The organism is Kitasatospora sp. MAP12-44 (assembly GCF_029892095.1).
GTDB lineage: Bacteria > Actinomycetota > Actinomycetes > Streptomycetales > Streptomycetaceae > Kitasatospora.
The window spans coordinates 7175989-7188150 of record NZ_JARZAE010000004.1; the positions used below are offsets into that span (position 1 = coordinate 7175989).

Genomic DNA, 12162 nt, shown 5'->3' on the forward strand with positions numbered 1-12162 from the left:
TGCCTGACTTTGTCCGCCCAGCGGACCGTGATCCGATCCCGTCGCCGGACATGAAAGGATTCGGTTGAGAGATGAACCCCGGCCGGACCGCCGCCTCACCCGCCGCGACCGGACCGCTGACGAAGGAGCACCGTTGGGTACGTTGCGCTGGCTGACGGCGGGGGAGTCGCACGGCCCCGCACTGGTGGCGACGCTGGAGGGCCTGCCCGCGGGCGTGCCCGTGACGACCGCGCTGGTGGCGGACGCCCTGGCGCGGCGCCGACTGGGCTACGGGCGCGGCGCGCGGATGAAGTTCGAGCAGGACGAGGTGACCTTCCTCGGCGGCGTGCGGCACGGCCTGACCATGGGCAGCCCGGTCGCGGTGATGGTCGGCAACACCGAGTGGCCCAAGTGGGACCAGGTGATGTCCGCCGACCCGGTGGACCCGGAGATCCTGGCGGGCCTGGCCCGCAACGAGGCGCTCACCCGCCCCCGTCCGGGCCACGCCGACCTGGCGGGCATGCAGAAGTACAGCATCGACGAGGCCCGCCCGATCCTGGAGCGGGCCAGTGCCCGCGAGACGGCCGCCCGGGTCGCGCTCGGCGCCGTCGCCCGCTCGTACCTCAAGGAGACCTGCGGCATCGAGCTGGTCTCGCACGTCGTGGAGCTGGGCGCCGCCAAGGCCCCGGCCGGCGTGCTGCCGCTGCCCTCCGACGAGGCGCGGCTGGACGAGGACCCGGTGCGCTGCCTGGACGCGGACGCCGCCAAGCGGATGGTCGCCGAGATCGACCAGGCGCACAAGGACGGCGACACGCTGGGCGGCGTAGTGGAGGTGCTGGCGTACGGGGTGCCGGTGGGCCTGGGCTCGCACGTGCACTGGGACCGCCGGCTGGACGCCCGGCTGGCCGCGGCGCTGATGGGCATCCAGGCGATCAAGGGTGTCGAGGTCGGCGACGGCTTCGAGCTGGCCCGGATCCCCGGCTCGCAGGCGCACGACGAGATCGTGCCGACCCCCGAGGGCGTCAAGCGCACCTCGGGGCGCTCCGGCGGCACCGAGGGCGGCCTGTCCACCGGTGAGCTGCTGCGGGTGCGCGCCGCGATGAAGCCGATCGCCACCGTGCCGCGCGCGCTGCGCACGCTGGACGTGCGCACGGGTGAGCCGGCCAAGGCGCACCACCAGCGCTCCGACGTCTGCGCGGTGCCGGCCGCCGGGATCGTCGCCGAGGCGATGGTCGCGCTGGTGCTGGCGGACGCGGTGAGCGAGAAGTTCGGCGGCGACAACGTCACCGAGACCCGCCGCAACGTCCAGGGTTACCTCGACCACCTGATCATCCGATGACCGCCGCGAGTGTGGCGGCCGGCCCCGCGGTGGTGCTGGTCGGTCCGCCCGGCTCCGGCAAGACCACGGTGGGCCGGGTGCTCGCCGAGCGGCTCGGCACGTCGTTCCGCGACACCGACGCCGACATCGAGCAGCTGGCGGGCAAGCCGATCCCGGAGATCTTCATCGACGAGGGCGAACCGCACTTCCGCGCCCTGGAGGCGCGGGCCGTCGCCGCCGCGCTGGCGGAGCACCCCGGCGTGCTCGCGCTCGGCGGCGGAGCCGTGCTGGCGGACGCCACCCGCGCGCTGCTGGCCGGCCGCCCGGTGGTCTACCTGGAGGTGGCCCTGGCCGACGCCGTCAAGCGGGTCGGCCTGGACGCCCCGCGCCCGCTGCTCGCGGTCAACCCGCGCGCGGCCTGGCGCGAGCTGATGGAGGCGCGTCGACCGCTGTATCTGGAGGTCGCCGCCGCCGTGATCGGCACCGAGGGGCTCACCCCGGAGCAGGTCGCGGACGCCGTACTGGAATCCCTGGAGTTGAAGCAAGTATGAGCAGCAGCACCGTCACCATCCACGTCGGCGGCGCGGCCGGCCACGAGCCCTACGACGTGCTGATCGGGCAGCAGCTGCTCGGTGAGCTCGGCTCGCTGATCGGCACGCAGGCCCGACGGGTGGCGATCATCCACCCGGAGGCGCTGGAGGCCACCGCCGAGGCGATCCGCGAGGATCTGGCCGGCGAGGGCTACCAGGCGATCGCCCTGCAGGTGCCCAACGCCGAGGAGGCCAAGAGCGCCGAGGTCGCCGCGTACTGCTGGTCGGTCCTCGGGCAGACCGGCTTCACCCGCAGCGACGTGATCGTGGGCCTGGGCGGCGGCGCCACCACCGACCTGGCCGGCTTCGTCGCCGCCAGCTGGCTGCGCGGCGTGCGCTGGATCGCCATGCCCACCACGCTGCTGGGCATGGTGGACGCGGCGGTCGGCGGCAAGACCGGCATCAACATCGCCGAGGGCAAGAACCTGGTCGGCGCCTTCCACCCGCCGGCCGGGGTGCTCGCCGACCTGGCGACCCTGGAGACCGTGCCCAAGCACGACTACGTCTCCGGGCTGGCCGAGGTCATCAAGTGCGGCTTCATCGCCGACCCGGTGATCCTCGACCTGGTCGAGGCCGACCCGCAGGGCGCCACGTCGCCGAGCGGGCAGCACACCGTCGAGCTGATCCGGCGCGCCATCCAGGTCAAGGCCGACGTGGTCTCCGGCGACCTGAAGGAGTCCGGCCGCCGCGAGATCCTCAACTACGGCCACACCCTGGCGCACGCCATCGAGCGTAACGAGCGCTACAAGTGGCGGCACGGCGCGGCGGTCTCGGTCGGCATGATGTACGCCGCCGAACTCGGCCGCCTCGCCGGGCGGTTGGACGACGAGACGGTCGAGCGGCACCGTACGGTGCTGGCCTCGGTGGGCCTGCCGCTGAGCTACCGGGCGGACGCCTGGCCGAAGTTGCTGGACGCCATGAAGGTCGACAAGAAGTCGCGCGGCGATCTGCTGCGCTTCATCCTGCTGGACGGCCTGGCCAAGACCTCCGTCCTGGAGGGCCCGGACCCCTCGCTGCTGGTCGCCGCGTACGCCGAGGTGTCGGCATGAGTCGGGTGCTGGTGCTGAACGGGCCCAACCTGGGCCGGCTCGGCAGCCGCGAGCCGGACGTCTACGGCGCCACCTCGTACGCCGGTCTTGTCGAGCGCTGCACGGCGCTGGGCAAGGAGCTGGGCTTCGAGGTGGAGGTCAAGGAGACCAACTCCGAGCAGCAGATGATCGAGTGGCTGCACTGGGCGGCCGACGAGAAGACGCCCGTGGTGATCAACCCGGGCGCCTTCACGCACTACTCGTACGCGATGCGCGACGCGGCCGCCCAGCGGACCGCGCCGCTGATCGAGGTGCACATCTCCAATCCGTACGCCCGCGAGGAGTTCCGGCACACCTCGGTGATCGCCGCGGTCGCCTCCGGCACCATCGCCGGTTTCGGCCTGGGCTCGTACGAGTTGGCCCTGCGCGCGCTCGCCGAGCAGCTCCCCAGCAGGTAGCGGCAGCGCGGTCATGGCTTCGGCGGCCCGGCAGGCGGACTGGGCCGCCTGCCGGGCCGCCGTGTAATGTCCCCGCCGGGAGGTGTGTCGTGACGCAGTACGCAGGGGGAGGGCCGCTGCCCCCGCGCCCCCTGGCCCCGCCGCCGGCGCCGCGCCAGAGTGTGCAGCCCATCGCCCCGAACGCCGCCGAGCCGCCCGGGTCGACCGGGCACTTCGTGATGCCGACCGGCGCGCCCGTGCAACTGCCGGTCCATGTCCCGCGCGCCTACAACGGGCCGATCGCGGTGCTGCTGATCGGCCCGGCCGGCGCGGGCAAGACCACCGTCGCCCGGCACTGGGCCGAGCGCCGCCCCACCACCACCGCGCACATCAGCCTGGACGACGTCCGCGAGTGGGTGCAGTCCGGCTTCGCCAACCCGCAGTCGGGCTGGAACAACGCCTCCGAGGCGCAGTACCGGCTGGCCCGCCGCACCTGCGGCTTCGCCTGCCGCAACTACCTGGCCAACGGCATCTCCTGCATCATCGATGACGCGGTCTTTCCTGACCGGCCGGCCATCGGGCTGGGCGGCTGGAAGCGCCATATCGGCCCCGGCATGATCCCGGTCGTGCTGCTGCCGGGCCTGGACTCGGTGCTGGCCCGCAACGCCCGGCGCAGCGGCAACCGCCGGCTCAGCGACGAGGAGGTGGCCCGGATCCACGGCCGGATGGCCGGCTGGTACAACTCCGGGCTGCCGATCATCGACAACTCCCAGCTCGACGTGCCCGCCACCGCCGAGGCCCTGGACCGGGTCGTCACCGCCCGCCTCACCGGTCAGCCGGTCCGCTGAACCCTCCACCGCCGTACGAGAGTTGATCCGCCATGCCCGAAGGCCACATCCTGCACCGGCTCGCCGCCGAGCACCAGCGCGCGTTCGGCGGCCGCCCGGTCGCGGTCGCCAGCCCGCAGGGCCGGTTCGCCGAGGGTGCCGCGCTGCTGGACGGCCGGGTGCTGGAGAGCGCCGAGGCCGACGGCAAGCACCTGTTCCTCGGCTTCGCCGACTCCTGGCTGCACATCCACCTGGGCCTCTACGGCGTCTTCAGCTTCGGCCCGGCCCCGGTGCCCGCGCCGGTCGGCCTGATCCGGCTGCGGCTGGTCAACGACGAGCACTACGCCGACCTGCGCGGCCCGACCACCTGCGAGCTGCTCACGCCCGCCGAGAAGGACGCCGTGCACGCCCGGCTCGGCCCGGACCCGCTGCGCGCCGACGCCGCCCCGCAGGCCGCCTGGGAGCGCATCTCGCGCAGCCGCAGCACGGTCGCCGCGCTGCTCATGGACCAGAAGGTGCTGGCCGGGGTGGGCAACGTCTACCGCGCCGAGGTGCTCTTCCGGCACGGCATCAGCCCGCACCGGGCCGGGCGCGACCTGGCCCGCGCCGAGTGGGAGGCGATCTGGCGGGACCTGGTGCAGCTGATGCGCGCGGGCGCGGCGGTCGGCCGGATCGACACCGTGCGCGCCGAGCACACCCCCGAGGCGATGGGCCGCCCGCCGCGGGTGGACGACCACGGCGGCGAGGTCTACGTCTACCGCCGCGCCGCGATGCCCTGCCTGGTCTGCGGCACCGAGGTACGCACCGAGTCCCACGCGGCCCGCAACCTCTTCTGGTGCCCGCGCTGCCAGCAGCGCTGAGCTAGCCGCGCCGTACCGGCGCGAGGTACTCGCGCACGCGGGTGCGGTGCCACCATGCGCCGCTCTCGCGCAGTTCACGCCAACTGGTGAACCGGTAGCGGTAGAGCACCGCCCGGACGTATGTCGGCGGCGCGTCCGGGAACGGGTTGCCGCGCAGCAGCCGCAGGGTGGCCCGGTCGTTCACCAGCAGCCGCTCCACCAGCGGCCGCAGCCACGGCCGGGCATAGTCGGACGAGATCCCGGCGAACCACATCATCCAGTCAAGACGCAGGTGGTAGGGCGCGAACTGGCGCGGCAGCCGGCGCACGTCCCCGGGCTTGCCGTGGAACTCGTACGCGCGCCAGCGGGTCTGCCGAGTGAGCCGTGGCTCGTCGGTGCCCTCCAGCACCACCTCCAGGCGGACCCGGCTGATGCTGCCGAACGCGCCGTAGGTGTTCACCAGGTGCAGCTGGTTGAAGGAGCGGTTCATCACCTGCTGGCGGGAGAGCAGGTTGCGGGCCGGCTGGTAGCTCAGGCCCACCACCAGCGCCGTGGCCGCCAGCACCGCGACCTCGTACCAGAGCGGACCGGTCGCGCTCGACCGGGTGCCGTCCGGGAGCTCGACGGCGGCGAAGGCCAGCGCGATGGTCAGCCAGTTGAGCCAGGCGAAGTTGCCGGAGGCGACCAGCCACAGCTGGGTGATCACCACCAGCGCGCCCGCTACCCCGGCCACCGGCTGCGGCAGGAACAGGCAGACCGGGAGCAGCAGTTGGGCGACGTGGTTGGCCGCCGCCTCGACCCGGTGCAGCGGCCCGGGCAGGTGGTGGAAGAACCAGCTGAGCGGCCCGGGCATCGGCTGCGTCTCGTGGTGGTACTTCAGGCAGGTCAGGTCGCGCCAGCAGCTGTCGCCGCGCAGCTTGATCAGCCCGGCGCCGAACTCGACCCGGAAGAGCAGCCAGCGCACCAGCCAGAGCACCGGCGCGGGCGGCGCGACCGTCGCGTTGCCCAGGAAGACCGCCAGGAACCCCGCCTCCAGCAGCAGCGACTCCCAGCCGAAGCCGTACCAGACCTGCCCGACGTTGACGATCGACAGGTAGAGCGCCCACAGCAGCGCCCAGCCCAGCATCGAGGCCCACAGCGGCACCGCGTCCGCCGCACCCGCCAGCACCGCCGCCGCCAGCGCCGCGCCCGTCCAGGCGACGGCGGCGAAGCCCCGGTCGCTGTAGCCGAACTGGAAGAGGCTCGGGGCCCGGCGAAACGGCCGGTACGCCAGGTAGCGCGGCACCGGCAGCATCCCGTGCTCGCCGATCAGCGGCCGGAACTGGCGGGCCGCCGCCAGGAACCCGACCAGGTAGACGGCGGCCAGCAACCGCAGCAGGACCAGCCTGCTCAAGCCGTACTCGGGGGCGGTGAACCACTGCACGCGCCCCATCCCACCAGAGCGCGGCTACGGCTTGCGGGCCACCGCGCCGTAGTAGTAGGCGGAGGTGACGTCCACGTCCTCGCCGACCGCGCCCCAGCCCAGCACCGGCACGACCCCGGGCCCGACCAGCTCGAGACCGTCCAGGAAGCGCGCCACCTGCCCGTGGTCGCGCGGTGTCAGCGTGACGTGGGCGTGCTCGGCGGCCCGGACCGCGATGGCCACCTCCTCGGGGGCGAAGTCCCCGGTCGGGTGGGTCAGCGCCACATAGCTGCCCGAGGGCAGCGCGTCGACCAGGGTGCGGACCATGGCCCACGGGTCCTCGGCGTCCCTGAAGAGCATCAGCACGGCGATCAGCAGCAGACCGACCGGCTGGTCCAGGTCGATGATCTTCGCCAGCGCGGGCTGCCCGAGCAGCTCGGCCGGCTCGCGCAGGTCGCCCAGCACGAACGAGGTCCGGCCGGCCGGGTGGCTGGAGATCATCGCCCGCGCGTGCGAGAGCACGATCGGGTCGTTGTCGACGTACAGCACCCGGCTCTCGGGGGCCAGCGCCTGCGCCACCTCGTAGGTGTTGCCGGCGGTCGGGATGCCGGTGCCGATGTCGAGGAACTGCCGGATCCCGCCCTCGACCACCAGATGGGTGACGGCCTTGGCCAGGAAGTCCCGGTTGGCCCGGGCCATCGCGCGCATGTTCGGCACGGCGGCGATGATCTGTTCGGCCAGTGCCCGGTCGGCGGGGAAGTTGTCCTTGCCGCCGAGCCAGTAGTCGTACACCCGTGCGGAGTGGGCGACGCTGGTGTCGATCTCGACGGGGGCCCAGCCGCCCGGAGCGTCGGACATGGTCACGAGATCCTCCCGAGGACGGACGGCCGCCTGGCCGCGCCGCGCAGCATATATGACTGGTCGTCATTTCTCTTCACCACCTGCCTGGCCCACTGAACAGGCGGCAGGGCGGGTCCCTTCGTAGGCTTTGAAGCATGTCCGATGCGCACGCGGCCCGCCGGGAGCGACTCAGAGAGCACTGCGGCGCGGTCGGAGCCGACGCGGCGCTGGTCACCAGCCCGGCCAACGTCCGCTACCTCACCGGCTGCGCCCCGTGCGGCGCGACGCTGCTGCTCACCCGGGAGCGCGCGCTGCTCGCGCTGCCCGCGGACCTGCCGCCCGACGACACCGGCGAGCACCCGTACGCCGATGAGCTGGCCCATCTGGTCGCCGCACCGGACCAGGACACTGCCGAGGCCGCCGCCGCGGCCGCCGTCAGCCTCGGCGTCACCGCTCTGGTGGTCGAGGAGCACGACCTGACCGTCAGCCGCCACCGGGCGCTGTCCGCGCTGGCCGCGGACATCCGGCTGACCGACCTGGACTTCGCCGTCGAGCGGCTGCGGGTGATCAAGGACGAGTACGAGATCGCCGATCTGCGGATCGCCGCCGAGATCGCCGACCAGGCGCTCGGCGAGCTGCTGGAGTCGATCCTGGTCGGGCGCACCGAGCGGCATCTGGCGATGGAGCTGGAGCGCCGGATGATCGACCACGGCGCTGACCGGGCCGCCTTCCCGGTCTCGGTCGGCACCGGCAACCACTCCGGACGCGCCGGCCACCCGCCCACCGACCGCCGGGTCGAGGAGGGCGACTTCCTGACCGTCTCGCTCGGCGCCCAGTACCGCGGCTACGCCGTCTCCACCGCCCGCACCTTCGTGATCGGTGCGGCCCCGGCGCCCTGGCAGGTGGAGCTGCACCGGCTGGTCTTCGAGGCCCAGCGGGCCGGTCGCGAGGCGTTGGTGCCGGGTGCCGCGGCCGGCGCCGCCGACCGCGCGGCCCGCGACATCCTCCAGGCGGCGGGCCATCTGGAGAGCTCCCCGAGGCCGCTGGGGCACGGCGTCGGCCTTGAGGTGAGGGAGGCGCCGCGCCTCGGTCCGGCAGACATGGGTAAACTGGACAATCGCGTGCCGGTAACCGTCGGCCCAGGGGTCCATCTCCCGGGCAAGGGCGGGGTCCGGATCGAGGACACGCTCGTCGTACGCCCCCTCGAAGAGGGCGGGCCCGAGCTGCTCACCATCACGACCAAGGAGCTCCTCGCCCTGTAGTCCCACTAGCGTGGGGCCAGGCCGCACCCCTTGGTTCCTTGACAGCTAGATGCAGGAGTAAGTGCGCCCGTGGCTTCCACGAACGATCTCAAGAACGGCATGGTCCTCAAGCTCGACAACGACCAGCTCTGGTCCGTGGTCGAGTTCCAGCATGTGAAGCCGGGCAAGGGTCCCGCCTTCGTGCGCACCAAGCTCAAGCACGTGCTGAGCGGCAAGGTCGTCGACAAGACGTTCAACGCGGGCACCAAGGTCGAGACCGCCAATGTCGACAAGCGCGGCATGCAGTTCTCGTACATGGACGGCGAGCAGTTCGTCTTCATGGACATGGACACCTACGACCAGCTGTTCGTCAGCAAGGACGTCGTCGGCGACAACGCCAAGTACCTGCTGGAGGGCTTCGAGGCCCTCGTCGCGGTGCACGAGGGTGCGCCGCTGTACATCGAGCTCCCCGCCTCGGTCGAGCTGATCGTCGCCGAGACCGAGCCGGGCCTGCAGGGCGACCGCTCCACCGGTGGCACCAAGCCCGCCACCCTGGAGACCGGCGCCGAGATCGGCGTCCCGCTCTTCATCGTCACCGGCGAGAAGATCAAGGTCGACACCCGTGACGGCAGCTACCTCGGCCGGGTGAAGGACTAAGTGTCGGCCGCACGTACCAAGGCCCGCACGCGCGCCTTCCAGATCCTCTTCGAGGCCGACCACCGGGACGTCGACCCGCTGTCGGTGCTCGCCGACTGGGTCGCCCGGGCGCGCGACCCCAAGCCGGACGAGGGTATTCCGCAGATCGGCGAGTACACCATGCAGCTGATCGAGGGGTATGTGAAGCACGCCCGTCGCATCGACGAGCTGATCTCCACGTACTCGGTGGGCTGGACGATCGACCGGATGCCGATCGCGGACCGCAACGTCCTGCGCATCGGTGCCTATGAGCTGATCTGGGAGGACGGTGTCCCGGACGCCGTCGTCGTGGACGAGGCGGTGGAGATCGCCAAGGAGTACTCCACGAACGACTCGCCGGCCTTCGTGAACGGCATGCTGGCCCGCTTCATGGAGCTCAAGCCCACGATCCGTCGGGACTGACTCACTCGCACCAAAACCCCATGGCCGCCGGACCTCTTTGGTCCGGCGGCCATGGTGCGTTCACGGCCCTGGCGTATCTTGGCTACTGACCAGTAGCTTCCGGAAGGGCGTGCCCACCATGACGACTGCGACCACCACCAGCAGCGAGTTCGACCAGGCGATCGACCTGCGCCCGGACCCCGACGGCCGGTACCACGGCGAGCTCGGCGCGGGCTGGCGGATCGGCGGCGGCATCAACGGCGGGCTGCTGCTCGCGGTCGCCGCCAAGGCGCTCTCGCTGGAGCTGCCCGGGCACCCGGATCCGGTCTCGATCAGCTGCTACTACCTCTCCGCCTCCCGCCCCGGCCCGGTGAGCGTGCGCACCGACATCGTGCGGCGCGGCCGCTCGCTCTCCACCGGCACCGCCTCGCTCTACCAGGACGACGAGGACGGCACCCCGGTCGAGCGGCTGAGAGTGCTGGCCAGCTACGGCGACCTGGCCGCGCAGCAGGGCGAGGTGCGCACCAGCGCCACGCCGCCCGCGCTGCCGCCGCAGGAGCAGTGCATCGGGATGGAGCACGCGCCGCCCTCGCTGATCGAGCAGGCCGAGCTGCTGCAGCGCTTCGACCTGCGGCTCGACCCGGCCACCGTGGGCTGGGCGCTGGGTCAGCCGTCCAGGCAGGGCCGGATCCAGGGCTGGTTCCGGTTCGCCGACGGCCGCCAGCCCGACCCGCTGGCGCTGCTGCTGGTCGCCGACGCGCTGCCGCCGGTCACCTTTGACCTCGGCCTGCCCGGCTGGGCCCCGACCGTCGAGCTGACCGTGCACCTGCGGGCCAGGCCGGTCCCCGGCTGGCTGCGGGTCAGCCACAGCACCCGCAACCTGGCCGGCGGTTACTTCGAGGAGGACGCGGAGATCTGGGACGAGTCCGGCCGCCTGGTCGCCCAGTCCCGCCAGCTGGCGAGCGCTCCGCGGTCGCGGTGATCTCACTCTGAGTTACATGTTCGTGACAACAGGGTGGACGAAGGAAGTCGGCCCGGTCGGTCGTGGACGACATGCGTACGGCGCGGCCCCCCGGGGCCGCGCCGTGACGTTTCTGCAAGGTGTCCGTTGGTCAGACGGACGGTCAGCCGGCGTCCTCGTCGCGCACCGCGCGACGGGCGTCGGAGTTGAGCACACCCCAGCTGATCAGCTGCTCGGTGAGAATCGACGGCGACTGGTCGTAGATCACGGCCAGCGTGCGCAGGTCGTCCTGGCGGATCGACAGCACCTTGCCGTTGTAGTCACCGCGCTGGGACTGGATGGTGGCGGCGTAGCGCTGGAGCGGGCCGGCCTTCTCGGACGGAACCTGGGTCAGTCTCTCCAGGTCCAGCACCAGGCGCGGCGGCGGCTCGGCCGCACCGCCCGGGGTGCCGCCCGGCAGCAGCTCCTGCACCGGGACGCCGTAGAACTCGGCCAGCTCAGCCAGGCGCTGCACGGTCACCGCACGGTCGCCGCGCTCGTAAGAGCCGACGACGACGGCCTTCCAGCGCCCCTGGGACTTCTCCTCGACGCCATGCAGGGAGAGCCCCTGCTGAGTGCGGATCGCTCGGAGTTTTCCTCCGAGCTGCTTCGCGTAGTCGCTGGACATTGGTCTCCCCGGACGAGTTTGTTTCGCGTTCAATGACAGTCACGGGGGAGTGAGGGGTGCCTCACAACCCAGAGCGTCCTACCGGTGGGTTCGACGTCTGTTCCGTAACTCACTGTGAGGTTACGTAGAGTAAGGTAGCTGCGTCAAGCCGAATGGGGCAGTCGTGCGAATGGTTCGCTACCTCTGCGTGAACACGACATAAAGCCTCATCCCGATCGGCGTGATCCCCCTGGTAGTGTGGTTGAGGCTCCTTCACGACTGGGCAGCCAAACCCAAAGGCATCCTTTAAGGCCCGTCCTGTGAGGCGGGGAAGGAGGTCGGCTTCGGCATGACCGCACGCAACGATTCACCCGATTCCACCCAGCCCCGCCCGCCGCACCAGGTCCTGGACGGCGCGGACATCTCCCGGGTCATCACCCGGATCGCCCACGAGATCGTGGAGCGCGCGAAAGGCGCCGAGGATGTCGTCCTCCTCGGTATCCACACCCGGGGCGTCCACCTCGGCCGCCGGCTGCACGCCCGGCTGACCCAGATCACCGGCCGCGAGATCCCGCTCGGCACCCTGGACATCACGATGTACCGGGACGACCTGCGGCTCAAGCCCGCCCGCGCCCTGGAGCACACCGAGATCCCGCCCGGCGGCATCGACGGCAAGCTCGTCATCCTGGTCGACGACGTGCTCTTCTCCGGCCGCACCATCCGGGCCGCGCTCGACGCGCTCGGCGACATCGGCCGCCCGCGCGCCGTGCAGCTCGCCGTCCTGGTCGACCGCGGCCACCGCGAGCTGCCGATCCGCGCCGACTACGTGGGCAAGAACCTGCCCACCTCGCTGCGCGAGGCCGTGCAGGTCCGGCTCTCCGACTCCGACGGGCACGACGCCGTCCTGGTCGGCGACCGCGACTACGCCGCCCGCTCGTCCCAGGCGCTCGCCGCCGAACCCACCCAGTCGGAGTAAG

14 protein-coding genes are annotated in these 12162 nt (G+C 72.0%); 11 read left to right on the forward strand and 3 right to left on the reverse strand.

Annotated features, from left to right (window positions below):
- Positions 1 to 133 precede the first annotated feature (133 nt).
- From aroC to P3T34_RS32790, 6 genes are all read left to right on the forward strand, one after another.
- A complete protein-coding gene (aroC, locus tag P3T34_RS32765; RefSeq protein WP_280669663.1) occupies positions 134 to 1318 on the forward strand; it encodes a chorismate synthase in 1185 nt (394 codons plus the stop codon).
- Entirely contained in the window at positions 1315 to 1848 is a 534-nt protein-coding gene (locus tag P3T34_RS32770) for a shikimate kinase (protein ID WP_280669664.1), read from the forward strand. The genes aroC and P3T34_RS32770 overlap by 4 nt, the downstream gene beginning before the upstream one ends.
- Positions 1845 to 2936: a 3-dehydroquinate synthase gene (aroB, locus tag P3T34_RS32775; RefSeq protein WP_280669665.1), complete on the forward strand. Its 1092-nt coding sequence runs from the start codon at positions 1845 to 1847 to the stop codon at positions 2934 to 2936. The genes P3T34_RS32770 and aroB overlap by 4 nt, the downstream gene beginning before the upstream one ends.
- Positions 2933 to 3373 carry a type II 3-dehydroquinate dehydratase gene (gene aroQ / locus P3T34_RS32780; RefSeq protein WP_280669666.1) on the forward strand — a complete coding sequence of 147 codons (441 nt, stop codon included), beginning with the start codon at positions 2933 to 2935 and terminating at the stop codon, positions 3371 to 3373. The genes aroB and aroQ overlap by 4 nt, the downstream gene beginning before the upstream one ends.
- Before the next feature lie 89 nt (positions 3374 to 3462).
- A complete protein-coding gene (locus P3T34_RS32785; RefSeq protein WP_280669667.1) occupies positions 3463 to 4200 on the forward strand; it encodes an AAA family ATPase in 738 nt (245 codons plus the stop codon).
- Positions 4201 to 4232: 32 nt separating this feature from the next.
- Positions 4233 to 5039: a DNA-formamidopyrimidine glycosylase family protein gene (locus tag P3T34_RS32790; RefSeq protein ID WP_280669668.1), complete on the forward strand. Its 807-nt coding sequence runs from the start codon at positions 4233 to 4235 to the stop codon at positions 5037 to 5039.
- A gap of 1 nt (position 5040) precedes the next feature.
- Here P3T34_RS32790 and P3T34_RS32795 read toward each other — a convergent pair whose 3' ends face one another.
- Entirely contained in the window at positions 5041 to 6441 is a 1401-nt protein-coding gene (locus P3T34_RS32795; protein WP_280669669.1) for a lipase maturation factor family protein, read from the reverse strand.
- A gap of 24 nt (positions 6442 to 6465) precedes the next feature.
- Positions 6466 to 7278: an SAM-dependent methyltransferase gene (locus tag P3T34_RS32800; RefSeq protein ID WP_280669670.1), complete on the reverse strand. Its 813-nt coding sequence runs from the start codon at positions 7276 to 7278 to the stop codon at positions 6466 to 6468.
- Positions 7279 to 7415: 137 nt separating this feature from the next.
- On the opposite strand from P3T34_RS32800, the gene P3T34_RS32805 reads away from it, so the two are divergent.
- The 4 genes from P3T34_RS32805 (at position 7416) to P3T34_RS32820 (ending at position 10560) form a co-directional block, all read left to right on the forward strand.
- Entirely contained in the window at positions 7416 to 8522 is a 1107-nt protein-coding gene (locus P3T34_RS32805; protein ID WP_280669671.1) for an aminopeptidase P family protein, read from the forward strand.
- 69 nt (positions 8523 to 8591) lie between these two features.
- The gene (gene efp / locus P3T34_RS32810; protein ID WP_280669672.1) at positions 8592 to 9158 is read left to right on the forward strand and encodes an elongation factor P; all 567 of its coding nucleotides are present in this window, start codon (positions 8592 to 8594) and stop codon (positions 9156 to 9158) included.
- Complete coding sequence (gene nusB, locus P3T34_RS32815; RefSeq protein WP_280669673.1) at positions 9159 to 9599, forward strand: transcription antitermination factor NusB; 441 nt, start codon at positions 9159 to 9161, stop codon at positions 9597 to 9599.
- Between the two features lie 118 nt (positions 9600 to 9717).
- A complete protein-coding gene (locus P3T34_RS32820; protein ID WP_280669674.1) occupies positions 9718 to 10560 on the forward strand; it encodes a thioesterase family protein in 843 nt (280 codons plus the stop codon).
- Positions 10561 to 10702: 142 nt separating this feature from the next.
- On the opposite strand, the gene P3T34_RS32825 is transcribed toward P3T34_RS32820, so the two are convergent.
- Entirely contained in the window at positions 10703 to 11206 is a 504-nt protein-coding gene (locus P3T34_RS32825) for a transcriptional regulator (protein WP_280669675.1), read from the reverse strand.
- A 328-nt stretch (positions 11207 to 11534) separates the two neighbouring features.
- Between P3T34_RS32825 and pyrR the strand changes: the two genes are divergently transcribed.
- The gene (gene pyrR / locus P3T34_RS32830; RefSeq protein ID WP_280669676.1) at positions 11535 to 12161 is read left to right on the forward strand and encodes a bifunctional pyr operon transcriptional regulator/uracil phosphoribosyltransferase PyrR; all 627 of its coding nucleotides are present in this window, start codon (positions 11535 to 11537) and stop codon (positions 12159 to 12161) included.
- Position 12162: the final 1 nt, after the last annotated feature.